This is a genomic window from Sphingomonas sp. (assembly GCF_003248515.1).
In the GTDB taxonomy this organism is placed as follows: Bacteria; Pseudomonadota; Alphaproteobacteria; order Sphingomonadales; family Sphingomonadaceae; genus Sphingomonas_I.
Genome location: NZ_QFOB01000001.1, coordinates 429,388 through 455,865, shown reverse-complemented (window position 1 = coordinate 455,865; position 26,478 = coordinate 429,388). Strand labels below are relative to the sequence as shown.

Annotated in this window: 30 protein-coding genes; 16 read left to right on the top strand and 14 right to left on the bottom strand. The window is 66.4% G+C overall.

The genetic code is table 11. From position 1 onward, the window contains the following. Nucleotides 1-32: 32 nt before the first annotated feature. A complete protein-coding gene (gene tatB / locus DI605_RS02315; RefSeq protein WP_293968548.1) occupies nt 33-455 on the top strand; it encodes a Sec-independent protein translocase protein TatB in 423 nt (140 codons plus the stop codon). Then, nucleotides 452-1,231 carry a twin-arginine translocase subunit TatC gene (gene tatC, locus DI605_RS02310; protein WP_293968546.1) on the top strand — a complete coding sequence of 260 codons (780 nt, stop codon included), beginning with the start codon at nt 452-454 and terminating at the stop codon, nt 1,229-1,231. Before tatB ends, tatC begins: the two co-directional genes overlap by 4 nt. A gap of 84 nt (nt 1,232-1,315) precedes the next feature. On the opposite strand, the gene DI605_RS02305 is transcribed toward tatC, so the two are convergent. From DI605_RS02305 to DI605_RS02295, 3 genes are all read right to left on the bottom strand, one after another. After that, entirely contained in the window at nt 1,316-1,453 is a 138-nt protein-coding gene (locus tag DI605_RS02305; protein ID WP_293968544.1) for an entericidin A/B family lipoprotein, read from the bottom strand. 280 nt (nt 1,454-1,733) lie between these two features. Further along, complete coding sequence (locus DI605_RS02300) at nt 1,734-3,242, bottom strand: sensor histidine kinase (RefSeq protein WP_293968542.1); 1,509 nt, start codon at nt 3,240-3,242, stop codon at nt 1,734-1,736. 76 nt (nt 3,243-3,318) lie between these two features. After that, entirely contained in the window at nt 3,319-3,513 is a 195-nt protein-coding gene (locus tag DI605_RS02295) for a NepR family anti-sigma factor (RefSeq protein ID WP_293968540.1), read from the bottom strand. A gap of 275 nt (nt 3,514-3,788) precedes the next feature. Here DI605_RS02295 and DI605_RS02290 point away from each other — a divergent pair, with 275 nt between their 5' ends. The 4 genes from DI605_RS02290 to glnE all read left to right on the top strand — a co-directional run bounded on the left by DI605_RS02290 (nt 3,789) and on the right by glnE (nt 8,544). Continuing rightward, nucleotides 3,789-4,580 carry a response regulator gene (locus DI605_RS02290; protein WP_293968538.1) on the top strand — a complete coding sequence of 264 codons (792 nt, stop codon included), beginning with the start codon at nt 3,789-3,791 and terminating at the stop codon, nt 4,578-4,580. 108 nt (nt 4,581-4,688) lie between these two features. Next, nucleotides 4,689-4,829, top strand: coding sequence for a hypothetical protein (locus DI605_RS02285; protein ID WP_293968536.1), 141 nt, complete (start codon nt 4,689-4,691; stop codon nt 4,827-4,829). A gap of 107 nt (nt 4,830-4,936) precedes the next feature. After that, nucleotides 4,937-5,563, top strand: a complete 627-nt coding sequence (locus DI605_RS02280; protein WP_293968535.1) for a sigma-70 family RNA polymerase sigma factor — start codon at nt 4,937-4,939, stop codon at nt 5,561-5,563. A gap of 287 nt (nt 5,564-5,850) precedes the next feature. Next, complete coding sequence (gene glnE / locus DI605_RS02275; RefSeq protein WP_293968533.1) at nt 5,851-8,544, top strand: bifunctional [glutamate--ammonia ligase]-adenylyl-L-tyrosine phosphorylase/[glutamate--ammonia-ligase] adenylyltransferase; 2,694 nt, start codon at nt 5,851-5,853, stop codon at nt 8,542-8,544. 49 nt (nt 8,545-8,593) lie between these two features. Here glnE and DI605_RS02270 read toward each other — a convergent pair whose 3' ends face one another. Then, a complete protein-coding gene (locus tag DI605_RS02270) occupies nt 8,594-8,887 on the bottom strand; it encodes an Imm27 family immunity protein (RefSeq protein WP_293968531.1) in 294 nt (97 codons plus the stop codon). 325 nt (nt 8,888-9,212) lie between these two features. Here DI605_RS02270 and DI605_RS02265 point away from each other — a divergent pair, with 325 nt between their 5' ends. The 6 genes from DI605_RS02265 to DI605_RS02240 all read left to right on the top strand — a co-directional run bounded on the left by DI605_RS02265 (nt 9,213) and on the right by DI605_RS02240 (nt 12,763). Further along, on the top strand, nt 9,213-9,695 hold the full coding sequence (locus DI605_RS02265; RefSeq protein WP_293968529.1) for a peroxiredoxin: 483 nt from the start codon (nt 9,213-9,215) through the stop codon (nt 9,693-9,695). Between the two features lie 14 nt (nt 9,696-9,709). Continuing rightward, complete coding sequence (locus DI605_RS02260; RefSeq protein ID WP_293968888.1) at nt 9,710-10,561, top strand: ferritin-like domain-containing protein; 852 nt, start codon at nt 9,710-9,712, stop codon at nt 10,559-10,561. Nucleotides 10,562-10,660: 99 nt separating this feature from the next. Next, nucleotides 10,661-11,368 carry a M23 family metallopeptidase gene (locus DI605_RS02255; RefSeq protein WP_293968527.1) on the top strand — a complete coding sequence of 236 codons (708 nt, stop codon included), beginning with the start codon at nt 10,661-10,663 and terminating at the stop codon, nt 11,366-11,368. 40 nt (nt 11,369-11,408) lie between these two features. Continuing rightward, entirely contained in the window at nt 11,409-11,741 is a 333-nt protein-coding gene (locus DI605_RS02250; RefSeq protein WP_293968525.1) for an iron-sulfur cluster assembly accessory protein, read from the top strand. 10 nt (nt 11,742-11,751) lie between these two features. Next, nucleotides 11,752-11,937 (top strand): hypothetical protein, encoded by a 186-nt coding sequence (locus DI605_RS02245; RefSeq protein ID WP_293968523.1) that lies wholly within the window; start codon nt 11,752-11,754, stop codon nt 11,935-11,937. Between the two features lie 46 nt (nt 11,938-11,983). Next, nucleotides 11,984-12,763, top strand: a complete 780-nt coding sequence (locus DI605_RS02240) for an exodeoxyribonuclease III (RefSeq protein ID WP_293968522.1) — start codon at nt 11,984-11,986, stop codon at nt 12,761-12,763. Between the two features lie 81 nt (nt 12,764-12,844). On the opposite strand, the gene DI605_RS02235 is transcribed toward DI605_RS02240, so the two are convergent. The 6 genes from DI605_RS02235 to DI605_RS02210 form a co-directional block, all read right to left on the bottom strand. Then, a complete protein-coding gene (locus DI605_RS02235; protein ID WP_293968521.1) occupies nt 12,845-13,168 on the bottom strand; it encodes a DUF167 domain-containing protein in 324 nt (107 codons plus the stop codon). Then, complete coding sequence (locus DI605_RS02230) at nt 13,165-14,343, bottom strand: N-acetyltransferase (protein ID WP_293968520.1); 1,179 nt, start codon at nt 14,341-14,343, stop codon at nt 13,165-13,167. The genes DI605_RS02235 and DI605_RS02230 overlap by 4 nt, the downstream gene beginning before the upstream one ends. Then, on the bottom strand, nt 14,343-15,050 hold the full coding sequence (locus DI605_RS02225) for a sterol desaturase family protein (protein WP_293968886.1): 708 nt from the start codon (nt 15,048-15,050) through the stop codon (nt 14,343-14,345). The genes DI605_RS02230 and DI605_RS02225 overlap by 1 nt, the downstream gene beginning before the upstream one ends. A gap of 237 nt (nt 15,051-15,287) precedes the next feature. Then, nucleotides 15,288-16,823, bottom strand: a complete 1,536-nt coding sequence (locus tag DI605_RS02220) for a DHA2 family efflux MFS transporter permease subunit (protein WP_293968519.1) — start codon at nt 16,821-16,823, stop codon at nt 15,288-15,290. Nucleotides 16,824-16,825: 2 nt separating this feature from the next. Further along, entirely contained in the window at nt 16,826-18,019 is a 1,194-nt protein-coding gene (locus DI605_RS02215) for an HlyD family efflux transporter periplasmic adaptor subunit (RefSeq protein ID WP_293968518.1), read from the bottom strand. Continuing rightward, nucleotides 18,019-19,455, bottom strand: coding sequence for an efflux transporter outer membrane subunit (locus DI605_RS02210; protein WP_293968516.1), 1,437 nt, complete (start codon nt 19,453-19,455; stop codon nt 18,019-18,021). The genes DI605_RS02215 and DI605_RS02210 overlap by 1 nt, the downstream gene beginning before the upstream one ends. A gap of 71 nt (nt 19,456-19,526) precedes the next feature. On the opposite strand from DI605_RS02210, the gene DI605_RS02205 reads away from it, so the two are divergent. From DI605_RS02205 to DI605_RS02195, 3 genes are read left to right on the top strand one after another with little or no spacing between them, the layout of a single operon-like run. Then, a complete protein-coding gene (locus tag DI605_RS02205) occupies nt 19,527-20,159 on the top strand; it encodes a TetR/AcrR family transcriptional regulator (RefSeq protein ID WP_293968514.1) in 633 nt (210 codons plus the stop codon). Then, nucleotides 20,156-21,223, top strand: a complete 1,068-nt coding sequence (locus DI605_RS02200; protein WP_293968512.1) for a CDP-alcohol phosphatidyltransferase family protein — start codon at nt 20,156-20,158, stop codon at nt 21,221-21,223. The genes DI605_RS02205 and DI605_RS02200 overlap by 4 nt, the downstream gene beginning before the upstream one ends. 2 nt (nt 21,224-21,225) lie before the next feature. Next, on the top strand, nt 21,226-22,011 hold the full coding sequence (locus DI605_RS02195; RefSeq protein WP_367120020.1) for an NTP transferase domain-containing protein: 786 nt from the start codon (nt 21,226-21,228) through the stop codon (nt 22,009-22,011). A 4-nt stretch (nt 22,012-22,015) separates the two neighbouring features. Here the strand turns inward: DI605_RS02195 and DI605_RS02190 are convergent, their stop codons facing one another. Then, nucleotides 22,016-22,660, bottom strand: a complete 645-nt coding sequence (locus DI605_RS02190; RefSeq protein ID WP_293968508.1) for a DNA-3-methyladenine glycosylase 2 family protein — start codon at nt 22,658-22,660, stop codon at nt 22,016-22,018. 74 nt (nt 22,661-22,734) lie between these two features. On the opposite strand from DI605_RS02190, the gene DI605_RS02185 reads away from it, so the two are divergent. After that, nucleotides 22,735-23,052 carry a 2Fe-2S iron-sulfur cluster-binding protein gene (locus tag DI605_RS02185; RefSeq protein WP_293968507.1) on the top strand — a complete coding sequence of 106 codons (318 nt, stop codon included), beginning with the start codon at nt 22,735-22,737 and terminating at the stop codon, nt 23,050-23,052. A gap of 23 nt (nt 23,053-23,075) precedes the next feature. Here DI605_RS02185 and DI605_RS02180 read toward each other — a convergent pair whose 3' ends face one another. From DI605_RS02180 to DI605_RS02170, 3 genes are read right to left on the bottom strand one after another with little or no spacing between them, the layout of a single operon-like run. After that, nucleotides 23,076-23,822, bottom strand: a complete 747-nt coding sequence (locus DI605_RS02180; protein ID WP_293968505.1) for an RNA methyltransferase — start codon at nt 23,820-23,822, stop codon at nt 23,076-23,078. 39 nt (nt 23,823-23,861) lie between these two features. After that, complete coding sequence (locus DI605_RS02175) at nt 23,862-24,935, bottom strand: hypothetical protein (protein WP_293968503.1); 1,074 nt, start codon at nt 24,933-24,935, stop codon at nt 23,862-23,864. Nucleotides 24,936-24,945: 10 nt separating this feature from the next. Next, nucleotides 24,946-26,469 carry an MBOAT family O-acyltransferase gene (locus tag DI605_RS02170; protein ID WP_293968501.1) on the bottom strand — a complete coding sequence of 508 codons (1,524 nt, stop codon included), beginning with the start codon at nt 26,467-26,469 and terminating at the stop codon, nt 24,946-24,948. Between the last annotated feature and the right edge of the window lie 9 nt (nt 26,470-26,478).

Here is a 26,478-nt window from a genome sequence, read left to right as displayed (position 1 = left end):
CCGAGGCGGCCGGACGCTCTAAAGCCCCGGCTATGTTCAATATCGATCCATCGGAGCTGATGCTCGTCGCCATCGTGGCGCTGGTTGTCATCGGCCCCAAGGATCTGCCGCGCGCGATGCGTTTCGTCGGCCAGTGGGTCGGCCGCGCGCGCGGTGTCGCCCGTCATTTCCGTTCCGGCTTCGACGAGATGGTTCGTCAGGCCGAGATGGAGGAGATGGAAAAGAAGTGGGCGGCCGAAAATGCGCGGATCATGGCTGAGCATCCGCCCGCGCCCCCGCCCGAGGAATATGACGACGCGCATTATGCGATGACGCCGCTTCCTCCCCTGCCCGAACATGGCCACGAGACGGGTGAGGCCGCGGACGCGAGCGGGCCGCCCGCGTTGCCCGCGCCGGATGAAGGCGCGCACGGCGGCGCGGCTGCGGCGGAGCAGGAGCCACCGGCCCGATCATGAGCATTCCCGACGAACTGGACGATACGCGCGCGCCCCTGCTGGATCATCTGATCGAATTGCGGCGCAGGCTGCTGTGGTGCCTCCTGGCGCTGGGGGTGACGTTCGCGATCTGCCTGTATTTCGCGCGGCCGATCTTCGCCTTCCTCGTCCAGCCGCTGGTGCGCGCCGGGCAGGGCCGGATCGTCTACACCCAGATCTTCGAGGCCTTCTTCGTCGAGGTGAAGGTCGCCTTCTTCTCCGCCGCGATGCTCAGCTTCCCAGTGATCGCCAACCAGATCTGGCAGTTCGTGGCGCCCGGCCTCTACAAGAATGAGCGCAGGGCCTTCCTGCCTTTCCTCATCGCCACGCCCGTCCTGTTCCTGATGGGGGCGGCACTCGCTTATTTCGTGGCGGTGCCGATGGCGCTGCATTTCCTGCTGGGTTTCCAGGGCAATCTCGGCGGCATCCAGCAGGAAGCGCTGCCTTCGGTGGGCAATTACCTCACCTTCATCATGCAGTTTCTGTTCGGCTTCGGGCTGGCCTTCCTCGTGCCGGTGCTACTGATGCTGCTGGAGCAGGCCGGGATCGTCTCGCGCAAGCAGCTCGTCTCGTTCCGCCGCTATGCGATCGTCGGCAATACGGCGGTGGCGGCGGTGCTTTCGCCACCGGATATCGGATCGATGATCATGCTCGGCGTGCCGCTGATCCTGCTTTACGAACTCGCGCTGGTCGCGATGTGGTTCACGGAGCGGAAGCGGAAGAAGGCCGACGAATCCAAGGCACTCGTCGAAAGCTGATCGCTTCGCCCGCCGTATCGGGAAAATGAAAAGGGCGCCGCACCGCTGTGGGAGCGACGCCCTTCGGGCTGTTTCCCGACGGGTTTATTTGGCGCCGTCGGCCGCGTTGCTGACGGCCTTGCCGGCCGAGGATACGTCCTTGCCCGCGCCTTCAACCGTATTGCAGGCGGAAACCAGCAGGGTGCCGGCGACGAGGGCCAGCGCGAATGCCTTGCGAACCATCCGAGTCTCTCCAGTTCGTGTCATCCCGGCGTGCGGGACCGCCGGATCAATGTTCCACGGTGCGGCATGTTCCACCGCCGATCCAAAGAGATCACGAATTGATTCAAAGGGATGGCTGGAAAACAATGTGGACCCGGAGGCGCCGCCGGGGGGAGGATCGGCGCGTCCGGGCCCATTTGAGCGGACAGCGAGAGCGGGGGGGCAAAAGGTCGCTATCCGGTGTTGAGAACGGGCCGGGCGGAACAAGGTTCCGGTCAATCCGGGCTGGCCGCGATTTTTTTCAGATCGCGGCGGCGTCGCGTTCCTCTTCGGGCACGATGCCGATTTCGATCGTGTAGCGCTTACCTTCCTCATCCAGCGCGAGCGAGGAGCGCAACTGGCGCGCGAGGCCGCCGGCGATCCGCTCGAAACGTTGCCGCTCCGTCCCTTGCGTCGCGGCTTCGGATACGAGCCCCGGCGCGCGCAGCGAAAGCAGCGCCCGATCGGGCCGGTCCGTCATGCGCACGTGGATCATCACCGGATCGGCGGGCGCATAATTCATCATCAGTTCCACCAGTTCGGTGATGAGGAAGGCGACCGGCACGGCCACGTCCTGGCTCACATGGGCAGGCGCCATATCCAGCATGATATTGAAATGACCGGCTTCCGCCGGCGCCGTGGCGCGAAGATTCGAGGTGAGTTCGCCGATCAGCGATCGCAGCGCGACCCCGCGATTTTCCTCCAGCTCGGCATAATGGTTGCGGTGGACCACGGCGAGCGCGTCCACCCGGCGCTGGATCGAGGCATAAGCGGCGGCGACCTCGCCCGTCGATCCGCGCGCATGGAGGGCGATCAGGCTGGCGACGACCTGAAGATTGTTCTTCACCCGATGATGGACTTCGCGGGTGAGGCGCACCTGGCGATTGAGCCCTTCCTCCAGAGCGATCTCGCGCGTCGCGATCTGTTCGGCGGCATAGCGGAAGGAATCGGCGAGGGCGGTGATCTCCATCGCCGGAGTCTGCAGGCGGGGCAGGGTGAGCGGGGCGGTGCCGAGTTGCGCGACGGAGCGCTGAAGCTGGCCGAGCGGGCGCAGCAGCAGGCCCTGCACCACGCTCCATCCGATGATCGCGGCGGCCGCCCACATCAGGATGGGGAGCAGAACGAGCAGGATTTCGATCGCGGATACGGTGCTGGCATAGATGGAGGCGACGAGATTGATCTGGCCGCCCGCGATCGATGCGCTCACGATGATGCGCTGGTCGAGCGGGCCGGCGCGATGCGAGGGGACCAACGGCAGATAGGCGGCGCCCTGGCGCAGCATCACGCCCTGATTGGAGCCGGACGGGCCGAGCGAGCGGGCCAGCTCGACCTGGGGCAGTTCGCCCACGCCATAGCTGCCGTCGCTCGTGCCCACGGTGAAGCGGATCCCGCCAGGCGGATCCAGCAGCAGCAGTTCGATCCCGATATTGCCCCGCGCGGGCGGCAGATCGCCCTTGCCGAAGCCCTTGCTGGCGCAGCGCAGGCGGCCGTCAGGCCCGAAAAAGGCGACGTTCGCGCCGGGCGCCAGCACCTTCAGGGTCTGCGCCAGCACGCGCTCGCACTGGCCCTCGTCCCCGCCGGCGGCGAAGGCGGCGGCACGCACGACATTGGCGCTGCGGATCACCGCCAGATCGATCTGGCGCGCCTCGGCCGTCGCGATCAGCCGTGCATCGGCTTCATGCTGGAGGCGCTTGTCATGGGCGGACTGGATGGATGCGAACAGCGCGACAATGCCCAGCGGCAGCAGCGCCACCGTCATGATGATGAGCATTTTCGCGCCGCTGGAGAGGCGAGCGATCACGGACGGGAAACCGGAAGGGACGACATCGGGAAGACGGCTCTCGCCGTCAGCTTAATTTGCCGAGGAGATCGAGGAACTCGTCGGGCACCTCTTCACGCACCGCATCTTCATAGGCGGTCTTCAGGGCGTTGGCGACGTGGGATTCCGGCCCGCCGGGCTTCTTCCTGCGGGAAGGCCTGTCACCGCCACCTGCTCCCCGCCCTTTCTTGTCCGCGACCAAGCCCTGCGCCCCCTGAATCATTGCGAACCTCGCGGGTTCGATCGTCGTTCGATAATCAACACCTGAGTTCCTCGCCACCTGCCGGAGACACCGGCCACCCGCCGGCGGCCCGTTTTTGGCCCGTCGACGAGGATGCGCATCAGCGGTGAAACAAAATTTGACCCCGTTGGTTCCAGCCTTGCGGCAAGAAAGTTGATCTTGCCTGCGCGGGGGAGAGGGCACCATCCGATATTCCCGTGCGTTCCGAGTTTTGCCTGCTTATTCCACCAGTTCACACGTCAGGAGCATTGCCGCCCATGTCGCTCGGCCAGGATCTCGCCCCGCATCTTCCTTTCCTGCGGCGCTATGCCCGCGCGCTGACCGGCACCCAGCAGCATGGCGACGCTTATGTCCGTGCGACGCTGGAGGCGATCGTGGCCGCCCCTGGCGATTTTCCGCGCGACGTGGATGTCCGCCTCGGCCTCTATCGCACCTTCCAGCGCATCTGGGGTTCGGTGAACGAGGCGGCCGGCGAGGGCGACGATGGCGATCCGCACGCCGGCATCGCCAATGCGCGCCTGTCGAAGATCACGCCGCGTTCGCGCCAGGCCTTGCTGCTCACCCAGCTGGAGGGTTTCACTCCGGAGGATACCGCCTATCTGATGGACGAGCCGACCGCCGAGATCGAGACGCTGGTGCGCGACGCCATTGCGGAAATCGAGCGGCAGACGCGCGCGGACGTGCTCATCATCGAGGATGAGCCGATCATCGCTATGGATCTGGAAACCATCGTCCGCGATCTGGGCCATAATGTCACTGGCGTGGCCGTCACCCGCGACGAGGCGGTGTCGCAGGCGCTCGCGCATCGCCCGGGCCTCGTCCTTGCGGATATCCAGCTGGCGGACGACAGCTCGGGCATCGATGCCGTGAAGGATATCCTGGCCGAATTTTCCGTGCCGGTGATCTTCATCACCGCCTTCCCCGAACGCCTGCTGACAGGCGAGCGGCCGGAGCCAACTTTCCTGATCACCAAGCCTTTCCAGCGCTCTACGGTGAAGGCCGCGATCAGCCAGGCCCTGTTCTTCGACGCGGCGACCGTTCCGGCCTGAGGCTCCACCCCGTTTCCCTCCGGCTTCCTGCGAAAGCGGATCGCCGGAGGGAACCGGCGCCGCATGCGACCGTTGGCTATGGGTAACGATCGCATCCGGAGAGCGGCCATGGCCGACGAAAAGGAAATCCACCTGACACGGACGGAGGCGCGAGCCGGCTCCTCCAATCACGTCACCCGCTATGTGCTGCCGATCAGCTTGGCGCTGGTCATCATCCTGTTCGTGATCATCCTCGCGATCTGGCGGTGAAGGGAATGGCTTTTCTGTCGGAGGATGCACTTGCGGTGCCAGTTGATCGGGACCAGATTTCAGAACGTCGGGGCATCGCCAGCCCGCCAGCGGGAAATGATGAGGACATGACCGACAGCCAGGAGGATGTGCCCGCCGAGGTGGAGCATGTTCCGCTTTCCGATTCCGAATTCAAGACGGAGCTGGCGCGAGTCATTCCGCATCTGCGCGCCTTCGGCCGCTCGCTTTCGGGCAATCGCGATCTGGCGGATGATCTGGTGCAGGAAACGCTGCTGAAGGCGTGGGCCGCGCGCAAGCGCTTCCAGGCGGGCACCAACATGCGCGCCTGGACCTTCATCATCCTGCGCAATCTTTTCCTCAGCCAGATGCGCCGCGCGCGCTTCAAGGGCGAATGGGATGATCTCACGGCCAGCAAGATACTCGCCGCGCCCGCCAGCCAGGATCGCCATGTCGATCTGGGCGATCTCCAGCGCGCCCTGCTGCATTTGCCCCAGCCACAGCGCGAGGCGCTGATTCTGGTGGGCGCGGGCGGCTTCGCTTATGAGGAAGCGGCCGATATCTGCGGCTGCGCGGTCGGCACCATCAAGAGCCGCGTCGCGCGCGGCCGCGTCGCGCTGGAGCAGTTGATGAGCGGCGGCGATCTGCCATCGCGCAGGCTGCATTCCAACAGGCCCGATGAAACCGCCTTGCAGGCGATCATGGGCGAAGTGGATGAATTGAGCCGGGGTCGCTGATCCCGTTGCGGGAGGCCGGCCCGGGGCCGGCCCCTTTCCCGATCATTTCAGCTTGGCGAGCAACCGGGCGAATTCTTCCGACAGCACAGGCACGGGATAGCTGTTGCGCAGCGCCGACCCCACGCCTTCATGCGCGGAGGGCCGTGGCACCGAAACCGGCTTCCTGTCACCACCCTCGCCGGGGGACGCGCACTCTGCGAATAAACCCATATCAAGTATAACGGGCGAAGCGGGCGCAAGGTTTCGTGATTTCGTCTTGAACTATAGGATGGTGCGTGGCGGACGGAATGACACGGCCGGATCTGGATGAGGCGATCGGCAAGGCGGAGCGCCATGCTCCGTTCCTGCGCCGGCTGATCGCCCGCCGCGGCGATGTGGTGGATCGTCTGGCGGCGGAGGGGCTGGGCGAGACCCTGGCCTTCGCGCAGGCGGAGGCGGACGCCGAAAAGGATGATGCGCTCGCGCTGCGGCGGCAGCGGCAGGCCGTGGCGCTGGCGGTGGCGCTGGCTGATCTAGGGGGCGCCCCGCTGGAGACGGTGACGCGCGCGCTCAGCGATTTCGCGGATCACGCACTGGATCGCGCGATCCGTGCCGCGATCAGGGAACGGGGCGGGGGCGGGAATGCGGACGGCTTCGTCGCGCTCGCGCTCGGCAAGCAGGGCAGCCGCGAGCTCAATTATTCGTCCGACATCGATCCGATCCTGCTGTTCGATCCGCGCACCCTCTGGTGCCGCCCGCGCGAGGAGCCGGGGGAGGCGGCGCAGCGCATCGCGCGCCGGATCGTGGAATTGCTGCAGCAGCAGACGATCGAGGGTTATGTACTGCGCGTCGATCTCCGGCTGCGCCCGGCCGCCGAGGCAACCTCGCTCGCCGTCTCGATCGATCTCGCCATCGCGCATTATGAGTCCAGCGCCCTGCCATGGGAGCGCGCGGCCTTCATCCGGGCGCGTGCGGCCGCCGGGGATATCGCGATGGGCGCCGCCATGCTCGATCATCTGCGCCCGTTCGTATGGCGGCGCGGCCTCGATTTCGGCGCGATCGGCGAACTGCGCGATCTTTCCCGCCGGATCCGCGATCATCACGGCAGGATCCGCGCGCCGGCGCCGGGCTATGATGTGAAGCGCGGGCGCGGCGGCATTCGCGAGATCGAATTCTTCGCGCAGATCCACCAGTTGATCCATGGCGGCCGGGAGCCTTCCCTTCGCGCACCCGCCACGCTGGATGCGCTGGCGGCGCTCTCCGCCGCCGGCCGGATCGATCCGGCGGAGGCTGGCCGCCTTTCCGATACCTATCGTCTGCTGCGCACGATCGAGCATCGCCTGCAGATGGTGGAGGATCGGCAGACGCATCGCCTGCCGGAGGATCCCGCCGCGCTGGACGATGTGGCGCGCCTGGCCGGGCTGGATGGCGGCGCGGCGCTGATCGCCCTGCTGGCACCGGCCACGGAGGCGGTGGGCCGGCTGTATGATGCGCTGGAGGCGGATGGGGCCGCGCCGCTGCCCGGCATCCCTTCCGATCTGGCGAAGCTGCTGGCCGATCACGGATTTCCCGATCCCGCGCAGGCCGCCGCGCGGATCGACGCGTGGCGCAGCGGGCAGACTCGCACGACACGCAGCGCCGCCGCGCGCGAGGCGCTGGAAAAGGTGCTCCCCACGCTGATCGCCGCGCTGGCCGAGGCGGCCGATCCCCAGGCGGCCCTGCTGCGCTTCGATGATCTGGTCGGGCGCCTGCCCAGCGCGCTCAACCTCTTCCGCCTGCTGGAGGCGCGGCCGAGCCTGCTCGGTCTGCTCGTGCGGGTGCTGGCGCTGGCGCCCGCGCTCGCCGCCGATCTCGCCCGGCGCGCCAGCCTGATCGATGGGCTGATCGATGCGAGCGCGCTTGCCGCCCAGCCCGCCGCGCCGGCGCTCGCCGCCATGCTCAGGCGGGGCGAGGCGGGGGAGGATTATCAGGGCCTGCTGGATCGGGTGCGCGCCGACGTGGGCGAGCGCCGCTTCGCGCTGGGCGTGCAGGCAGTGGCGGCGGCGGCCGATCCGCTTGCTGTGGGGGCGGGTTATGGCCGCGTGGCGGAAGCCGCGCTGGATGTGCTCGCCACCGCCACGATCGCCGAATTTGAAAAGGCGCATGGCCGGATCGTGGGCGGCGAACTGGTGATCCTCGCGCTCGGCCGCTTCGGCGGCGGCACGCTCACCCACGCCTCCGATCTCGATCTCGTCTATCTTTTCACCGGCGATTTCATGGCCGAATCCGATGGCGCGCGCCCGCTGGGCGCCACCCATTATTTCAATCGCCTCGCCAGCCGAGTCTCCGCCGCCATGTCCGTGCCCACGCCCAGCGGCCCGCTCTACGAAATCGATACGCGGCTGCGCCCCTCGGGCACGCAGGGGCTGCTCGCCGTCTCGCTCGACAGTTTCGAGCGATATCAGGCGGAAAGCGCGTGGACGTGGGAGCATATGGCGCTGGAGCGCGCCCGGCCCGTCTTCGGTTCGCAAAGCGCGCGCGCGGCGCTGGCGGGGATCATCGATCGCGCGCTCCGCCGGCCGCGCGATGCGGCGCTGCTCGCGGTGGATGTGGCGAAGATGCGGGCGGATATGGCGGTGCACAAGCCGGCCGCCGGCCCCTTCGATGTGAAGCTGATCGGGGGCGGGCTGATCGATGCGGAATTCGCCGTCCACCTGCTCCAGTTGCGCGAGCGGATCGGCATCACTCCGGATCTGGCGGTGGCGGCGGTGGATCTGGAGGCGGCCGGGCTGCTGGCGCCGGGCTTTGCCGATGCGCTGGCCCTTCTCACGCGGATGCTGATCGTGCTGCGGCTGGTCGCGCCGGGCGGCGCCGAGCCGCCGGAGCCCTCGCGCGCGCTGCTCGCCGAAGCCTGCGCGCATGCGAACTGGGATGATCTCCTGCTCGCTTACGATGCGGCGCGCGCCCTGATCGGCGGGGAATGGCGCCGCGTCGCCGGGATCGGCCGGGGCGTCGATCCGTAAATCGGGATGTCCGGTATTGATGGGGAGCGGCTCGTCCGCTTTCGGCAGGTCAAACCGTGAAGTGGTACTCGGTCGTTACCTCGTGATCGGCGATGAGCCTCAGCGCAGGAGGGCCGCCACCGTGCATCTCGCTCTGGGGATAATACCGCTCCCAGTAGCGGCCGTCAGCAATGTCACGGAACAGCCTCCTCCATCCACTGGCTTCCGGATGATCCTGAACGACATCGAGTATCCCGCCGGTGAGGCGTTCTATTCGACCGCAAACGGCGTCGCCCCGCACTTTGCCGTCGCTCTCGATCCATCGGCCGACCAACTCGGTCTCGTGGGGTGACAGTTCATCCATCGGCTTAGCCTAATGCCATAAGTGTTCTGTCGAATGTGGCGGCTATCGGGCGGTTCGATCAAGTCCGGCTGCGTCCGCAAATGAGGCGAAAGCGGCCGGGCGGTTTGCCCTGCGTAATGTTGGATTTGATGTGACACTTGGCCTGTCCACCCCAGCCGATGGAGGCGGACGTCATTGCCATCATCTTCCAGTATCACCGCAGAAATCGTTGCTCGCGGGCGCGAGAGCGCCCGCGCGCCTTTTGCGTCATATTGCATCGCGCGAAGGTGGTTCCGCCATGCGCCCGGTGGCACTAGTGGAGCGCGAAACGAGGAGGCTTTTCACAATGAGCGAAGGCGGCTTGAAGGAAGGCGACAGGGCCCCGGACGTGACGCTGCAGGCGGTGGACGGCGGCGCGCTGCCGCTTGCCTCGCTGCTGGGCAAGGCGCTGGTCCTCTATTTCTATCCCAAGGACGATACGAGCGGCTGCACGCGCGAGGCGATCGATTTCTCGGCGCAGCTGGCGGCGTTCGAGGCGGCGGGTGCCGGGGTGCTCGGCGTTTCGAAGAACAGCCCGAAGGATCATGCGAGGTTTTCGGCCAAGCACCAGCTTACCGTGCCTCTGGCGACGGATGCGGATGGATCGGTGTGCGAGGCGTTCGGCGCCTGGATCGAGAAGAGCCTTTATGGCCGCAAATATATGGGGATCGATCGCGCGACCTTCCTGATCGCGCCCGATGGCACGATCGCGAGGGTCTGGCGCAAGGTGAAGGTGCCGGGTCATGTGGAGGCGGTGCTGGCCGCCGCGCGCGCGCTGAAGGGCATGTGACCGTTTCTGGCGCCATGACGGAAGGTGGGAGCAGGTCGTCCGGGGGCGGCGAGCGCAGATCCCTGGGGGCGGCCTGCCGCGCCGTGCTGCTGGAGGCCGATCCGCGCGCCAAGGTGATGGCGGCGCGGGCGGCGGCGCGCGATTGGCGGCTGGGCCGGCTCGGCCATGGGTTCGATGTGGCGATGCCGGACAGGCCGGCGCGGGGCGCGCGGCCGGAATTGCTCGCCCCCTCGCGCATGCCGAAGCGGGGCAAGGGCGGCAGCCTCGCCAATCGCGTGGCGCTGCTCCATGCCCTCGCCCATATCGAATATGTCGCGATCGATCTCGCCTTCGATCTGGTCGGGCGGTTCGGCGGGGAATTTCCGCGCGCCTTCGCCGATCAATGGATGCAGGTCGCAGCGGAGGAAGCGATGCACTTCGCGCTGATCGATCGGCGCCTGCGCGCGCTGGGGGCCGCTTATGGCGATCTGCCCGCGCACGATGGATTGTGGGAGGCGGCGGAGGCGACGGCGCATGATGCCGCCGCCCGGCTGGCCATCGTGCCGCTGGTGCTGGAGGCGCGCGGGCTGGACGTGACGCCGCAGACGATCACGCGGCTTACCATCGCCGGAGACTATGATTCCGCGCGGATTCTTGCGCGAATTCTCAACGACGAGATCAAACATGTCGCCGCTGGCATGAAATGGTTCGAATCGTCCGCGCGGGCGGCGGGGCGCGTACCGGCGGAACGCTGGCGCGAACTGGTCGGGCGGCACTTTCGCGGCGCGATTAAGCCGCCTTTCAACGACTCGGCGCGGGCATCTGCCGGTCTGACGCCAGACTTCTACGCATCGCTTGCGGTGGCGGAACCAAGCCGACAGACCTGATCCTGTCGTTTCGGGAGGGGCATTCTCCAGGGCGGCCGCTTAACCTGACCGTGCGGGAGCGGGGGCTCTCATGCGGGCTAAGCAACCGTCGGGGATTGCATGACCGTACGTCTGAAGACCGCCTTCCGTTCGCTGCCCCAGATCCTCGTCGCTCTCGGCCTTCTCGCCGCCGCGCCGGCCGCCGCAGATACCGTCCAGACGCCGCAGGTAGGCGACAAGATCGTTGCCGATGGCGCAGCACTCGATTCGATCGATGATGCCGCCGCGGTTTCGGGTGGGGACGATGCCTTCCACGCCATGTTCATGGGCTGGAAGAAGCAGGATCAGATCGGCCAGGGCGTGATCGCGGTCCCCTCCGCCAAGCCGATCAATGCCGCCACCTTCACCTCCGGCTATGGTGTCCGCTCCGATCCGTTCCGCGGATCCGCCGCGATGCATGCCGGCATCGATCTTGCCGCGCCGCAGGGCACGGCCGTCTATGCGACGGCGGATGGCATCGTCGACAGGGCCGAATGGTCGAACGGCTATGGCAATCTCGTCGAGGTGGCGCATGGCAAGGGCGTTCAGACCCGTTTCGGCCATCTTTCGCGCATCCTCGTGAAGGCGGGCCAGCTCGTCCATCGCGGCGATCTGATCGCGCTGGTCGGCTCCACCGGGCGCTCCACCGGCCCGCATCTTCATTATGAAGTCCGCATCGATGGCCATGCCGTGAATCCGGTGCCTTTCCTGCAGGCCGGCGATTATGTCGTCGCGATGCAGGAGCGTTCCAGCACGATCGCCGCCGGCGGCCCCGACGACGTCGAGTGATGCGCTTGCCGGTCACCGGCACGCTCCCTATCTTCGCGGCATGAGTGACGCCGCCATCGATCTCACACCCTCCGCCGCCGAGCGGGTCGCAACGATCGCGACCAAGCAGGGCAAGCCGGCCATCCTGCGCCTTTCGGTGGAAGGCGGCGGCTGTGCTGGCTTCCAATATCGCTTCGGGCTCGCCGATGTCGTGGAAAGCGAGGATGAGGTGGCGGAGCGGGATGGCGTGCGTCTCGTCGTCGATCCCGTCAGCCTCGATCTGGTGCGCGGCAGTGCGGTCGATTTCGTGAAATCGCTGGGCGGCGCTTCCTTCCAGGTGACCAATCCGAATGCCGCTTCCGGCTGCGGCTGCGGAACGAGCTTTTCGATCTGATCGGATCGCCGTGGAGCTCTGGACGGCCGTCTTTCTGGGCTGCGGCCTCTTTGCCATCGTGCGGGGCGTGATCGATCTGCGGGACAGGCGATATGCGTGGGGCGGCCTCGGCGTGATCGCCGGGCTCGGGCTGCTTTTGACGCCCATCCCGACGCACGCCGTGAAAATCGATCTTCCGACGCCCGCGCATTCCTGAATCAGACAGGAGACGCCGGCCGCTCCGCTGCGCTATGGCGCCCGGCATGAAGATCGCGACCTTCAATATCAACGGCATCGGCGCGCGCCTTCCGCGCCTTCTCGAATGGCTGGAAGAGACGAAGCCGGACGTGGCCTGCCTTCAGGAATTGAAGGCGCCCGACGAACGCTTTCCACAGATGGACATCGCCGCCGCTGGCTATCGGGCGATCTGGCACGGGCAGAAGAGCTGGAATGGCGTCGCGATCCTCGCCCGGGAGGGGCTGGAAATGGTGGAGACGCAGCGTGGCCTGCCCGACGATCCCGATCCCAGCCACAGCCGCTATATCGAGGCGACGATAGACGGTGTAATCGTCGGCGCGCTCTATCTGCCGAACGGCAATCCCGTGCCTGGCCCCAAATTCGATTACAAGCTCGCCTGGTTCGATGCGCTGGCGGATCGCGCGAAGACGCTGTTTGCGGGCGAGAAGCCGGCGGTGCTGGCGGGCGACTGGAACGTCATCTCCACCGACGACAAGGACGATGTCTTCTCGGCCGCGAGGATGGCCGATGATGCGCTGTCGCAGCCCGAAAGCCGGGCGGCCTTCCGCCGGCTGCTCCATGCCGGCTGGACGGACGCGATCCGCGCCATCCATCCCGCCGGGCCGGTTTATACCTTCTGGGATTATACGATGAACGCCTGGGCGCGCGACGCCGGCTTCCGCATCGATCATCTGCTGCTGAGCCCGGCCGCGGCCGATCGGCTGGTGGATGCAGGCGTCGATCGCGAAACCCGGGGCAAGGAGAAGGCCAGCGATCACGCGCCCGTCTGGGCGGTGCTGCGATAGGAGCGATCGCTTGTAAACGAGCTTCGCGATTGCTTCGCCGCACTCGCGATTAAAAGGCGGTCAGACGCTGAGACCGCGTCGCTATGCCGCACGCCCCGCCAGAGAGGTGAGCTTTTCGCCCAGTGCGCTCGGCTCGCCCGTCAGGCGGACCAGCTTGACCCGGCCCGTCTCTCCCGAGGCGATGATGACGTCGCTTCGCCGGAGCCCCAATTGCCTGGCGAGGATGCGGATCAGTTCGGCATTGGCCGCCCCGTCCACCGGAGGGGCTGCGATCCGGACCGACAGCAGGGATCGCCCGTCCGTGCCGGCGATGATTCCGGCAACGGCGCTGCGCGAGGCCTTCGGCGTGACGCGGACGGCGAGCCTGAGGCCGCTGCCCTCCTCCGCCCAGGGCAGGGCCGTCACAGGGCCTTTTCGTAGATCCGGTAGGTCTTGTTGATGCGACTGTCGATCGCCTCGGCGATCGAGTTCATCCCCTGATTATCCTCGAGGATCCAGCCGATCTCGCTGCGCGTCGAGCCGTAATGGGCCACGGCGTCGCGGCGGATATATTCGATCATCATGAAGGCCAGCTGGCTGGCGAGGCGGCTCGCCTGCAGCTTCTTGAGCACGCCCATCAGCGGCACGCGCATCGTGTTCACCTGGGGCTTGCCCGAGAAGCCGCCATTGAGGCGCCACAGCAATTTGATGAAGCCGAACGGAAACAGCTCGCCGTTCAGATCGGCCTGGAGCTCGTTGAGGTTCGGCCAGGTCATCATGAAGGCGACGGGTTCGCCGTCCAGTTCGGCCACGTTGACGAGATCGTTGAAGATGATCGGCTTCATCTTCTTGCCGGCGAATGCGATCTCGCTCTCCGTGAAGGGCACGAAGCCCCAATTATCGCTCCACGCATCGTTGAGGATGGCGAGGATGATCGCGGCTTCCTCATTGAACTTCGACTTGTCGACCTTGCGGATCCGGATGCGCGGATTCTTCTCGCCCGATTTCACGATCCGCTCGATCAGCGGCGGGAAGGGGCGGGTGATGTCCAGCTCCCAGGTGTGGAGATCCTTCACCTTGGCATAGCCGGCGGCCTCGACCCACGCTTCGTAGCGCCTGTCGTCATGGCCCATCATCACGGTCGGCGGCTGATCATGCCCCTTGATGAGGAGGCCGGGCTCCTCCCAGATCGACATGGAGATCGGCCCCAGCGCGCGCTTCACGCCTTCGCCCCGCAGCCAATCCTCGGCGCGGGCGATCAGCAGGCGGGCGGTTTCCTGATCCTCGGCATCGAGATAGCCCCAATTGCCGCTGTCGGCGCCGCCGCCCTTGTCGGCCGGCATCGGTGTCCAGGCATAATCGATCGAGGCGGAGATGCGGCCGACCACCTCGCCGCCGCGCTCGGCCAGGAAAAGCTGCGCCTTGGCATGTTCGAAGAAGGGATTCTTGCCCGGCGTGATGAGGCCCATCGCCTCATCCTTCAGCGGCGGCACCCATGCCGGATCCTCGGCATAAAGGCGAAAAGGCAGGTTCACGAAGGCCTTGCGATCGGCCTTCGTCACGACCGGGCGGATCGTGACGCCGCTGGCGACGGATGCCATCAGTGCTTGATGCGTGTCGAGGGGTGGCCGGTGGCGACGCCGCCGGAAAGCTGGGCCACTTTCGGCCAACGCTTCGCCACTTCGGGCGTGTAGCCCAGATTGAAGACGGTGGCGCTCTTCTTCCGCTCGGAAACCTTGGCGTAGCTCGTGCCGAACAGGCGATCCCAGAAGAAATTGGTGATGCCGAAATTGCCCGTCTCGTCATGGAAATGATGCGCCATGTGGCGCTGTTTCATCATCACGAGCATCGGATGCTTCGGCGAATAGGCCAGATGCTGGATGCAGTGGCAGAATTCGTAGAAGCAGGTCGTCAGCAGGCCGGTCGCGAAAGCGGCTGCCGCACCGCCGAGCCCGCCCAGCAGCCAGCCGATCGGCGCCGTCGCCAGGAAGATGGTCGGCAGTGTCGTGTGGAGCGCGCCGAACAGGATTTCCAGCCGGTTCGGATCCTGGTGATGATCGTAGTGGATGCGCTTCCATGTGGCGGCGAGCATCGGCACCTTGAACATCCACTGGCTGTGCAGCACCCAGCGATGGAGCGTGTACCAGACGAGCGGATAGAGCAGGATCGAGATCACGACCGCGGCGATCGTGGGCAGGGCGGCCGCCGGATGCGCGATGAAAATGCCGGCCGAGACGATCGCCAGCAGGATATAGGCGATCACCGCCGGATACTGGAAGAAAGCCACCACCAGCTGGCGCATGTTCATGCGATCCAGATGATGCTCCCGCTTCCAGAAGCCGGGCTTGAAGGCATTACTCGCCACGATCGATCCACTCTCGTTGTCTGACGCCCGGCCAGGGGCCGGCGCGATATGGTGAATGCCTCTGCGCGCGCAATAAGGCGCTTTTGCGACAGCAGGGGTTCCCCTTCGTGGAGAGGCCGCCGCCCGGCGCAGCCGCACCCTCACGCCCTTTGGTGGAGGCGGGCGCGGCGAGGGGCGGAATCAGTGCCCGCCGCCCGCCGGCGGCCCTCCGCGCGGGCGGGGTGCGAACCAGACGAAGGTGGCCGCCAGGAACAGGAGCAACGCCGCGCCCTGATAGATGTGGATCAGCGACAGCGCATAGCCCTGCCCCATCACCAGCTGCTCCAGCAGGCCGCGTGCCTTCTCGCCCGTGATTCCGGCGGCGGCGGCCTGCTGCTGGAAAATATCGGTATGCAGGACGTTCGTCAGTTCCGAGCGCTGCTGCTCGGCGCCATTCTGCCAGAGCGTCGTCGCGATCGAGGTCCCGAACGCACCGGAAAGCGTGCGCGCGAAATTCTGGAGGCCGGCGGCGCCCGGCACCTCATCGGGATCGACCGCCGCCAGCGCGATCATCGTGACCGGCACGAAGAACATCGGCATGCCGATCCCCAGCAGCAGATGCGGCAGCATCAGGTGCCAGTAATCCACATCGGTCGACCAGTTGGCGCGGATCAGCATCGTGATGCCCATCCACAGCACGCCGATCGTGTAGATGCGGCGCGGATCCGTCTTGGCGACGAGCTTGCCCACGATGGGCGACATCACGACCGCGAATAACCCCTGCCAGGCGACGACATAGCCGGACCAGGTGGCCGTATAGCCCATCGCGCCCTGCAACCATTGCGGGGTCACCACGATGGCGGAGAAGAAGATCGCGTAAGTGAGCGACAGCGAGATCACCGACATCGTGAAGCCGCGATGCCGGAAGACGCGCAGGTTCACCGCCGGCTGCGGCTCCGTCATCTCCCAGATCACGAAGGCGACGAAGCCGATCGCCGCGATCACGGCCAGCGCCTTGATCATGTCGGACGAGAACCAGTCATGGTCGCGGCCGATATCCAGCATGATCTGGAGCGCGCCCACCCAGATGACGAGCAGGATCATGCCGCCCTTGTCGATCGGGGCATTGCGGGTCGGCGTTTCGAACGGCTTCAGCGTGAAGAAAGATCCGCCAACGCAGAGGATCGCGATCGGAATGTTGATGAAGAAGATCCAGTGCCACGACCAGTTATCGCTGATCGGACCACCCAGAAGCGGCCCCGCGATCGGCGCGACGACGGTCGTCATCGCCCACAGGCCCATGCCCTGGCCGCGCTTTTCCGGCGGGAAGACGGCCATCAGCAGGGTCTGCGTGAGCGGCATGATCGGTCCGCCGCAAATGCCCTGGCCGATGCGGCAGGCGACGAGCATGGCCAATGTCGTCGAAAGACCGCACAGCACCGAGAAGATGCCGAAGCCCGTCATCGCGACGAGATAGGTGCGCACCGTGCCGAAGCGCGCCACAAGCCATCCGGTGAGCGGTACGCAGATCGCTTCCGCCACCGAATAGGAGGTGATGACCCAGGTGCCCTGATCGGGCGAGATGGCCAGGCTGCCGGCGATATGCGGCACGGACACGTTGGCGATCGAGATATCGAGCACCACCATGAAGTTCGAAAGCGCGAGGATCACGCCCACCAGCCACGGATTGACCGTAGGCGCGCCCAGCGGCTTCGGCGCGACGGCCGCGCTCGCCATGATCAGTGCTCCGAAACGTCGATGTCGACATCCATGGACAGGCCGACGCGCAGCGGATGATCCGCCAGTTCCTTCGGATCCAGCGCGATGCGCACCGGAAGGCGCTGGACCACCTTGATCCAGTTACCGGTGGCATTCTGCGCCGGGATCAGCGCGAAGGCCGATCCGGTGCCGCCCGCCATGCCGATCACCTTGCCATGATATTCCACGCTGCCGCCATAGATGTCCGCCTCCAGCGTCACCGGCTGGCCGACACGGACCTTCTTGAGCTGGCCTTCCTTGAAGTTCGCATCGACATACATGGCCGAGGACGGAACGATCGTCATGACCGCCGTGCCGGGGGCGACGCGCTGGCCCACCTGCACGTTGCGCTGGGCGACGATGCCGCTGATCGGCGCGCGGATCACGGTGCGCGTGAGATCCAGCTTCGCCGCATCATAGCGGGCACGGGCCGAGGCGACGTCCGGATTGGATTCGGTCGGGCCTTCGGTCAGCGCCTGGTTGGCGGCGAGCTTCTCCAGTGAAGCCTTGCGGTTGGCGAGCGCCTGATCGACCGCCGCGCTGGACACGAGCAGGCGGGCTCGTGCCGTGGCGAAGGCGTTGCGCGCGGTCGTCAGTTCATCGCCCGAAACGGCGCCGGCACCGGCCAGCTTTTCGCGGCGGGAAAGATCGGTCTGCGCCTTGTCGAAATCGGCCTGCGCGGAAACGCGTTCGGCCCGTGCCCGCTCGACATCGCTGTCGCGCGCGGTGACGTCGGCCGCGAGCGATCCGCCGGTGGAGCGCGTCTCGCTCAGCTTGCGCCGCGCGGAACCGAGATCGGCGGCCGCGCGATCGGCGGCGATGCGGGCATCGGCCGGATCGATCACGACGAGAATGTCCCCCTTGCGCACCAGCTGCGTGTTGGCGACGCGCACTTCGGCGACGGCGCCCGCGACGAGCGGCGTGATCTGCGCCGTATCGGCGCCGACATAGGCATTGTCGGTGGAAACGTGGCGTACGCCGATCAGGAAATGATACAGCAGCAGCAGCACCGCGACGACGCCCACGACAAGCGCGAGGATCGTCAGCAGGCGCTTGCGCTTCGCTTTCTGTTCGGCGGGATCGGGCTGTGCCGGGGCGGGGGCCGATGTGGCCGGCCGCGCGGTTTCTTCCTGCCGCTTAACCTCGGCCGGGATCTGGGGATTGTCTTCGGCCATCAGCCTTTTCCTTGTTCGCTGGCGAAGCCGCCGCCGAGCGAGCGGATCAATGCAATGTCGATCGTGAAGGCGCGCGCGCGAAGATCGGCGACGCGGCGGCGGGCCGCGACGACCGCATCCTCGGCGGTGAGCACCGATAGATAGGTGGAAAGCCCGCCTTCGTAGCGCAGGCGGGCAATGCGATAGGCGGCCTCGCTCCGCTCAAGCGCGGCGCTGGCATCCTTGTCCTCGCGCTGGAGGCCGGCGCGATTGCTGATCGCATCCGCCACTTCGCGCAGCGCCGCCAGCAGCGTGCGATCATAATCCGCGACGGCGGCGTCATAATCACCCCGCGTCGATCGATAATCGCCCGAGCGGCGACCCGAATCGAAGATCGGCAGCGACAAGGCCGGCGCGGCATTGCCGTAGATCGAATCCTTCTCGACCAGATTGGAAAGGCCGAGCGACTGGACGCCGATCAGCGCGGACAGGCTGACATCGGGATAGAAGGCAGCCTTCGCCGCCTTCACGCGCTGGTCTGCCGCCTCCACCCGCAGGCGCGCAGCAACGATATCGGGCCGACGGCCGAGCAGAGCGATGCCGGCATTGGCGGGTAAAGCCCCCGCAGCCGGCGCCGCCAGCTGCGGCCGGTCGATGCTCAGCCCGCGATCGGGGCCGGCGCCGACGAGGGCCGCGATCTGATGGCGGACCAGATCGATCGACGTATCGAGCGCGGTGATGTCGGCGCGGGCGGAGGGCACCTGGGAGTCGGCCTGCGCCCGCTCGCCTTCCGTATCCAGCCCGTTCGCGACACGATCGGCCACGAGCTTCGCACTTTCGGAACGAATGCGCGCCGCGTCCACCGCGACGTCACGTTCCGCATAGAGCTGCGACAGATCGGCATAGGCGCTGGCGATCGAGGCGGCGAGCGTGAGGCGCGCCGCTGTCGCATCGATCCGCACCGCATCCCGTTCGCTCAGCGCAGCGCGGCGGGTGGCGCGGTTGCGACCGAACAGATCGAGATCCAGCCCGAGACGGAGCGAGGCATCGCCGTTCGACTTCCAGCCCTTGGGGACAAATTCCTTGGGAAAGCCGTTATTGTAGCTCTGCTTGACGGTGCCGGCCTTGCCATCCGCATCCAGCGTGGGGCCGAGCGCCGCGCCGGCCGCCTGCGCCATGCCTTCAGCCCTGGCGACGCGCGCGGCGGCGGTCGCGATATCGGGCGATCCGGCAAGGCCTTCCCGGATGAGCGCCGTAAGCTGGGCATCGCCATAGGCCTGCCACCAGCCCTCGCCGGGCCACTCGCCCGATTCGGCTGGAAGCGCCTGCGTGCTCGCCAGTGATCCGGCCGCGCGCGGCTGGGGCGCGGCCCCGAGTTGAGGGACACACGCCGCCAGCATCGGCATGGCGGCGAGGAGGGAGGCGGCGGTGCGCCAGGGGGAAAGATGTGATACCATAGAGTACGGTTTCGGCGCCTGCGCTTCCGTCGATAGCTTGTCAACAGAAAAGTGTACTATATAGTATCGTCATGAGAGAGAGTTGCCTCACCGACCGGCGCAGCCGGCGCAAGGAAGTCAGGCGCGAGGCGATTATCGACATCGCGAAACGCGCATTCCTCGAAAATGGTTTCGCCGACACGTCCATGTCGGCGATCGCGGCGGATTGCGGCGGATCGAAGACGACGCTGTGGAGCCATTTCCCTTCGAAGGAGGATCTGTTTCTCGCCATCGTCGACAAGCTGGTCGGCCATTTCAGCGATGCGCTGGACGAGGCCCTTCTGGTCGGCGGCGGTACGGCTGCGGCGCTGAGGCGGTTTGGCCGCGTGTTTCTCGCCAAGATATTGTCGGAGGATGCGCGTGCTCTGAAGCGCATGATCGCCGCCGAAGGGCATCGCTTTCCGGATCTGGTGAAGGCGTTCTATGAACGGGGGCCTGCCCGATGCCGCGCGCGCCTTGCCCGCTACATGGCGGATGAAATGGCGGCGGGGCGATTGCAGCAGGGGGATCCGGAGATTGCGGCGCGCCAGTTTCTGTCGCTGTGCCAGGCGGGATGCTTCGCCGACGTGATCTGGCATCGCGGCGACACTTACTGCTCGACCCCGGAAGAAGATGTCGACATGGCGGTGGAAGGCTTTCTGAGAATCTGGGGCAAAACCGAATGACGTTGCCGCCGCTGGTCCCTGCCGGCGAGAATGATACGCTGATCTGGGGACTGACGACGCGGGAGCGTTTGCGGCGCATCGCCGCCGCACAGGGCTTCACGCTGGCGGCGAATGCCGGTGCGGAGGGCGCGCTGGTCGTCAATCTCGATTATGTCTTCGATCCGCTGTGGCTGAAATATGCCGCCGCCCGTCCCGGCCATGCGATCACGCGCGATGGCGTGCCCGTGATCGCGCATGTCACGGCCACGCAGCCTGATCCGTACGCGCTGGATGCCGTGCCGCAAGAGACGACCGAACTGGAGAACCAGACGCTGCGCAAGCGCGAGCGGCCGTTCATGGAAAAGCTGACGCCGGCTTCCGTCGGCCTGATCGAGCGGGCGAGCTACTGGGGCGCCTACAAGGGCGTCACCGACATATTGACCAAATATATGTGGCCCGAATGGGCATTCCACATGACGCGGATCGCCGCGCGGTGGGGGATCACGCCCAATCAGGTGACCACGATCAGCGCGGTTTTCTGTGTGATCGCCACCTGGGCGTTCTGGACGGGCGATTACTGGCCGGGGCTCGCCGCCGGCCTCTTCATGATGATCCTCGATACGGTCGACGGAAAGCTCGCGCGCTGCACGATCACTTCGTCGGCCTGGGGCAATATCTTCGATCATGGCATGGATCTGATCCATCCGCCCTTCTGGTGGTATGCGTGGGGCGTCGGCCTGATCGCCTATGGCCGGCGGCTTTCCGAGGAAGCCTTCTGGCTCTGCATGGCCGCGATCATGGGCGGCTATGTCGTCCAGCGGCTGATCGAGGGCGGCTTCATCGCGCTCTTCGGCATCCACATCCATGTGTGGCGACGCTTCGACAGCTGGTTCCGGCTCATCACGGCGCGGCGCAATCCCAACATGCCGATCCTTGCCGCCTTCCTGCTGGTCGGGAGGCCGGACTGGGGGCTGATCGCGGTCGCCTGGTGGACGATCATCTCGCTGGGCGTGCACGCGGTGCAGTTCGCCGAGGCGCTGATCTGGCGCGCGCGTGGCCGTGCGGTGCGGAGCTGGCTGGAATGAGCATGCAGCGCTGGACCGCGATCCTGCTTGCGGGGCAGCGGCCGGGCGTGGACCCGCTGGCACAGGCGTTCGGGGAAAGCCGCAAGGCCAAGGTCAAGGTGGCGGGCGAGGCGATGCTGAGCCGCGTCGCCAGGACATTGCTGGCGGCACCCGGGATCGAGCGCATCGTCGTGATGGCGCAGGCACCCGCGCAATTGTTCGACGGCGATTGCGCGTGGATGGCATCCGAGCCGCGCATCGGCACCGTCCATTCGGACAGCGGCATCGCCACCAGCGTCGCGGCGGTGGCGGGCGGCCCCGAAGCGCCCTGGCCGGTGCTGGTGACGACAGCGGATCATCCCCTGCTTACCGTGCCGATGATTGAGGCGATGATGGCAGGCGCCGGCGATGCGGACGTCGCGGTGGGCGTGGTCGGCCGGCGCATCCTGCTTGCCGCCTATCCGGAAAATCGGCGGACGTGGCTGAAATTCCGGGGTGAGGCCTGGTCGGGCGCGAACCTGTTCGTGCTGCGATCGGATCGTGCCCGCATCGCGCTGGGCCTGTGGAGCGAGGTGGAGCGCGATCGCAAGAAGGCGATGAAGCTGATTGCCCATTTCGGCCCGTGGCTGGCGATCCGCGCGCTGACGCGCACGATCACGCTGGAAGCGGCGATGCGGGCGGTGGGGCGCAAGTCCGGCCTTGTCGCCAAGCCTGTCGCCTTGCCTTTCGCGGAAGCCTGTATCGACGTGGACAAGCCCGGCGATCATGCGCTGGCGGAGCAGATCCTGGCCGCCCGGCGCGACGGCTGAACGATCAGATCGGCGCCTTGTCCGCGCCCTTGGCCGACAAGCGGCGCCCGTAATGGTGCCAGGTGAAGATGGCGAGCGCCCCGCGATAGGGGCTCCAGCGGCCGGAAAGGCTTCGCACCAGTTTCTCGGCCGGGCGCTCGTCATGCCCCAGCAGATGGCCGATCTCGATCTGCACGGCCAGATCGCCCGCCGGCCAGACATCCGGCCGCCCTTCCGCGAAGAGCAGATAGATTTCCGCCGACCATCGGCCGATGCCCTTGATCCGTGTCAACTGGGCAATCGCTTCCTCATCATCCGCCGGCAGGGCGGCGAGATCGAGTTCCCCATCCGCGACGAGGCCCGCGAGGCTCTTCACATAGGAAATCTTCTGGCGAGACAGGCCGACGGCGCGAAGCGCTTCATCAGGGGTGGCTGCCAGCGTTGCCGGATCCATCTCCGCCCCGATCAGCGCCTCCAGCCGGCGATAGATGGCGTTGGCCGAAGCGGTCGACACCTGCTGGCCGACGATCGTGCGCAGCAGGCTGACATGGCCACGCATGCCCGTCCTCGGCTCGGGATAGCCGTGCGTGGCCAGTCCCGTGGCGAAGGCCGGCTCCACCAAGGCCAGCGCATCGAGCCCCCGTCGCAGGTCCGCGGCGCTCAGGCCCATGCGGCCCTCCCACTTGCGCCACCATATCCCGCGACATAGGAGCGCCCGGAAGATCCACTTTTCGGAGCCCGCAAATGCCCAAGCTGATCGTTACACTGCGCGACGGAAGCACGCAGGAGATCGAGGGCGAAGAGGGCCTCTCCGTGATGGAAGTGATCCGCGACGCGGGCATTGACGAGTTGCTCGCCCTGTGCGGTGGCTGCTGCTCGTGCGCGACCTGCCACATTCATGTCGATCCCGCCTTCGCCGATCGGCTGCCGCCGATGAGCGAGGACGAGAGCGATCTGCTCGACAGCTCGGATTATCGCGACGAAACCTCGCGCCTTTCCTGCCAGGTTCCCTTCTCGGCCGCCGTGGACGGGCTGGCCGTCCGAATCGCCGAAGAAGACTGAGGCGTACGAAAACGGCGCGGGGCTCATCCCCGCGTCGCCAGCGCATAGAGCGCGATGGCGGCCGCGTTGGAGATGTTCAGGCTCTCCACGCGCGGGCTGATCGGCAGCCTTGCCAGTTCATCGCAATGCGCCTCGGTATTCTGGCGCATCCCTTCGCCTTCCGCGCCCAGAACGAGCGCAACCTTGGCCGTGCCGATCGCCTCGGCGAAGGAGCGGCGGCCGGCACCGGTGAGCCCGATGCGCCAATAGCCCGCCTCGCCAATCTCATCGAGCGCGCGGGCGAGATTCACCACGCGCACCCACGGCACGAATTCCAGCGCCCCCGAGGCCGCCTTCGCCAGCGATCCGCCCTCCGGCGGCGCGTGGCGATCCTGCGTGACGATGCCGAGCGCGTCGAACGCGGCGGCCGAGCGCAGCACCGCGCCCACATTATGGGGATCGGTCACCTGATCGAGAATCACGAGTGGGCGGCTGCCGCCTTCCCCGCGCTCCAGCAGATCGGCCAGCCAGATATCGTCCAGCGGATCCACCTCGATCACGATGCCCTGATGCGGCGCATCGTGCGGCACGAGCCGGGCGAGATCGGTCACCTCGGCGAAGCTGGTGGGCACATGGGCGGGAAAGCCGCCGAAGGCGGCCGCCGCCTCGCGCGTCACCCAGATGCGACGGACCGTCCGTTCCGGATTGGCGAGGGCGGCGGACACGGCATGGCGCCCCCAGAAACGGGGCTTGCCGGAAACGGGTTGGGAGGGGCGATGACCACGGCGCATGGAAATCCGATTAGCGCCTGATTGTGCTGAGCGCGAGCCCTACGCTCCCGGCCGGGCCGGGCAGCCGGGCTCGCGCAACGGGCCGAGATAGGGCTGGAGCGCGCCAGGCAGCCAGGCGCTCACCTCATCGATCCCAAGGCTGCGCAAATGGCCGGAATCGCTGAACTCCTCCGGCGTGCGCCCGATTTCCGGCGGGGTGAACAGCACCGCGCCCAGCCTGGCGTTCGGCGCAAGATCGACATCCTCGATATTGCCCCGCCACACCGGCATGTGGAGGAATATCAGTCCCGCGCATCGCCCCTTCAGATCGCTTGCGAGACGCGCTGAGAAGCTGTTTTCGATGATATTGTCGTCGCCGCCGAACAGCCGGACGAGCACCGGCACATGCGGGCGGATCGGCGTGATCTGGGCATCGAGATGATCGGCGGTGCGGATCGTATCGCGATCCACCAGCTTGCCATTTTCCAGACGGAAGCTCTTGGTTGTATCGAAGCCGGTGCCGCGATAGGCGGCCGGATCGAATTCCGGGTGAACGCCGAACAGGCCGGGAAACAGGGTTTGGCTGAACAGGCTCATCTGGCGATAGGGCAGGAAGGAGGCGTCATCCAGCCAGTAGAAATTGACCCAGATGGGTGAGCCGAGCACGTCCCCGATATCGCCGACATTGCGGAAGGCGGGATGCGAAAGCCGGCTGCGTTCGACAAGCGAAAGCAGGATCAGCCGGGTCTCCGGATGCGTGCGCAGCAATTCCCGCGCGATGATGTAATGGAGATTGCGGCCCTCCAGCGGCACGGCCAGATTGGCGACATGGATGGGCCGGCCCATCCGTTTCGTCAGCGCGCTTTCCAGTTTCGGCGCGCTGATGGCGGCTTCCACGCGCGAACTGCCGATGACGGCAACATCGATCGGCGTCGGATCATAATGGATCCGCTCGTAGACCCAGCGTAGCCGGGAGGCATCGCCCGAGGCGAATTGCTGGAAGGAGATGTAGCGATCGTGCGGCAGGGCCAGCGCCGCGATCGTGAACAGGATCACGGCGGCGATGATGCCCGCCAGCGCCGCGGCGGCGCGGGACGGGCTGATCAGCGGTTCGGCGGGGATCGTATCGGTCACCGGCGCGGCCTCAGAAGTTGAAGTAGATGAACGCCTGCGATCCGCGCTGGATGAAGGCGATGCCGAAGAAGAGCGCGACCGCCGCATAGGCATACCAGACGGGCGAGAAGCGGAAAGCGATCGTGACGCGGGCGGGATCCACCTTGCCCCACTTGTCCCAATCGAGCGCGGGCCGCACGCGGGTCATGATCTGCTCCGTATTGGGCAGTGTCCAGGCGATCAGGCCGCCAATCAGGATCATCGCCGCCATCGACCAGCCCATCGTGGCGGTGAGCGCGGGGGCCGATCCGCCGAGCCCGATCATGCCGGCGAAGATACGCATCGCGGCCGGCACGTCGGCCGATCGGAACGGTACTTCCGCCAGCGTGAAGGCAAGCACCGTCAGCACATTGTAGAGGATCAGCATCGCCTTCGTGTCAGGCTTCTTGCGACGCTTCTTGCGGGTCGCGAAATTATAGCTTTCGTTGATGACCATGAAGCTGCCGTGCATCGCGCCGAACAGCACGAACGTCCAGTTGGGGCCGTGCCATGTTCCGATCACGAGCATCGAGAGGAAGGTGGGCACCAGCGTCGTCACCGCATGGCCGGGCCAGCGGCCGAGATCGCGCGCGGCGGCGAAGCGCGTGAGCGGGATGGCTAGCGGCTGGAAGATGTAGACGCGCACGAACCGGCCCAGCGTCATGTGCCAGCGCTGCCAGAGCTCGGCGATGCTCCGGGATCGGAAGGGTGAGAAGAAATTGAGCGGCAGCAGGATGCCGAACATGCGGGCGACGCCGATCGCCATGTCCGAATAGCCCGAAAAATCGAAATAGATCTGTAGCGTATAGGTCGCGGCGGCGCCCCATGCGGCCAGAAGGTGCGGCGCGCTGCCGGCGGCGGCGCCATCGAAGATCGGATCGGCGATCAGGGCGGCGGTGTCCGCGATCACCGTCTTCTTGAACAGGCCAAGCGAGAAGATGACGAGGCCGACAAGGATGTTTTCCAGCACGCGGCCACGCGCCGGGCGCCCGGCCAGCTGGGGCGCCACCTCCTGATGGAGCGAGATCGGGCCGGCCAGAAGCTGCGGGAAGAAGGAGACGAAGCCGAGATAGGAGATGAAGCCCCCCGGCTGCGTCCGCCCGCGCGCGACATCCACCAGGAAGCCGATCTGCTGGAAGGTGAAGAAGGAGATGGCGAGCGGCGCGATGATGTGGAGCGGCGTTTCCGGCGCGGCGATCGAATTGAAGATCGCCGCGAAATATTTGAGATACAGGAGCAGCCCGGCATCGACGATCACGCCGGTGGCGACGATCAGGCGCTGCGTGGCCGGCCGATCCGCCGTGCGCGCGATGCCGACGCCCAGCAGGTAATTGAACAGCACCGAGCCGAGCAGCAGCGGCACATAATAGACCTGGCTGCGGGCATAGAAGCCCAGCCCCATGAGGATGAGGAAAGGCAGGCGCAGCCGATGCAGCGGCGAGGCTGCCAGCACATGATAGCCGATCAGTGCGACCGGCAGGAAGACGAGGATGAAGAAGACCGAATTGAAAGCCATGCCTCACCC

Excerpts from the sequence above, each read along its gene's own strand:
- tatB (WP_293968548.1), top strand. The coding sequence starts at position 33 with ATGTTCAATATCGATCCATCGGAGCTGATGCTCGTCGCCATCGTGGCG.
- tatC (WP_293968546.1), top strand. The coding sequence starts at position 452 with ATGAGCATTCCCGACGAACTGGACGATACGCGCGCGCCCCTGCTGGAT.
- DI605_RS02305 (WP_293968544.1), bottom strand. The coding sequence starts at position 1,453 with ATGGTTCGCAAGGCATTCGCGCTGGCCCTCGTCGCCGGCACCCTGCTG.
- DI605_RS02300 (WP_293968542.1), bottom strand. The coding sequence starts at position 3,242 with ATGCTCATCATCATGACGGTGGCGCTGCTGCCGCTGGGCATTGTCGCG.
- DI605_RS02295 (WP_293968540.1), bottom strand. The coding sequence starts at position 3,513 with ATGATTCAGGGGGCGCAGGGCTTGGTCGCGGACAAGAAAGGGCGGGGA.
- DI605_RS02290 (WP_293968538.1), top strand. The coding sequence starts at position 3,789 with ATGTCGCTCGGCCAGGATCTCGCCCCGCATCTTCCTTTCCTGCGGCGC.
- DI605_RS02285 (WP_293968536.1), top strand. The coding sequence starts at position 4,689 with ATGGCCGACGAAAAGGAAATCCACCTGACACGGACGGAGGCGCGAGCC.
- DI605_RS02280 (WP_293968535.1), top strand. The coding sequence starts at position 4,937 with ATGACCGACAGCCAGGAGGATGTGCCCGCCGAGGTGGAGCATGTTCCG.
- glnE (WP_293968533.1), top strand. The coding sequence starts at position 5,851 with ATGACACGGCCGGATCTGGATGAGGCGATCGGCAAGGCGGAGCGCCAT.
- DI605_RS02270 (WP_293968531.1), bottom strand. The coding sequence starts at position 8,887 with ATGGATGAACTGTCACCCCACGAGACCGAGTTGGTCGGCCGATGGATC.
- DI605_RS02265 (WP_293968529.1), top strand. The coding sequence starts at position 9,213 with ATGAGCGAAGGCGGCTTGAAGGAAGGCGACAGGGCCCCGGACGTGACG.
- DI605_RS02260 (WP_293968888.1), top strand. The coding sequence starts at position 9,710 with ATGACGGAAGGTGGGAGCAGGTCGTCCGGGGGCGGCGAGCGCAGATCC.
- DI605_RS02255 (WP_293968527.1), top strand. The coding sequence starts at position 10,661 with ATGACCGTACGTCTGAAGACCGCCTTCCGTTCGCTGCCCCAGATCCTC.
- DI605_RS02250 (WP_293968525.1), top strand. The coding sequence starts at position 11,409 with ATGAGTGACGCCGCCATCGATCTCACACCCTCCGCCGCCGAGCGGGTC.
- DI605_RS02240 (WP_293968522.1), top strand. The coding sequence starts at position 11,984 with ATGAAGATCGCGACCTTCAATATCAACGGCATCGGCGCGCGCCTTCCG.
- DI605_RS02230 (WP_293968520.1), bottom strand. The coding sequence starts at position 14,343 with ATGGCATCCGTCGCCAGCGGCGTCACGATCCGCCCGGTCGTGACGAAG.
- DI605_RS02225 (WP_293968886.1), bottom strand. The coding sequence starts at position 15,050 with ATGAACATGCGCCAGCTGGTGGTGGCTTTCTTCCAGTATCCGGCGGTG.
- DI605_RS02220 (WP_293968519.1), bottom strand. The coding sequence starts at position 16,823 with ATGGCGAGCGCGGCCGTCGCGCCGAAGCCGCTGGGCGCGCCTACGGTC.
- DI605_RS02215 (WP_293968518.1), bottom strand. The coding sequence starts at position 18,019 with ATGGCCGAAGACAATCCCCAGATCCCGGCCGAGGTTAAGCGGCAGGAA.
- DI605_RS02210 (WP_293968516.1), bottom strand. The coding sequence starts at position 19,455 with ATGGTATCACATCTTTCCCCCTGGCGCACCGCCGCCTCCCTCCTCGCC.
- DI605_RS02205 (WP_293968514.1), top strand. The coding sequence starts at position 19,527 with ATGAGAGAGAGTTGCCTCACCGACCGGCGCAGCCGGCGCAAGGAAGTC.
- DI605_RS02200 (WP_293968512.1), top strand. The coding sequence starts at position 20,156 with ATGACGTTGCCGCCGCTGGTCCCTGCCGGCGAGAATGATACGCTGATC.
- DI605_RS02195 (WP_367120020.1), top strand. The coding sequence starts at position 21,226 with ATGCAGCGCTGGACCGCGATCCTGCTTGCGGGGCAGCGGCCGGGCGTG.
- DI605_RS02190 (WP_293968508.1), bottom strand. The coding sequence starts at position 22,660 with ATGGGCCTGAGCGCCGCGGACCTGCGACGGGGGCTCGATGCGCTGGCC.
- DI605_RS02185 (WP_293968507.1), top strand. The coding sequence starts at position 22,735 with ATGCCCAAGCTGATCGTTACACTGCGCGACGGAAGCACGCAGGAGATC.
- DI605_RS02180 (WP_293968505.1), bottom strand. The coding sequence starts at position 23,822 with ATGCGCCGTGGTCATCGCCCCTCCCAACCCGTTTCCGGCAAGCCCCGT.
- DI605_RS02170 (WP_293968501.1), bottom strand. The coding sequence starts at position 26,469 with ATGGCTTTCAATTCGGTCTTCTTCATCCTCGTCTTCCTGCCGGTCGCA.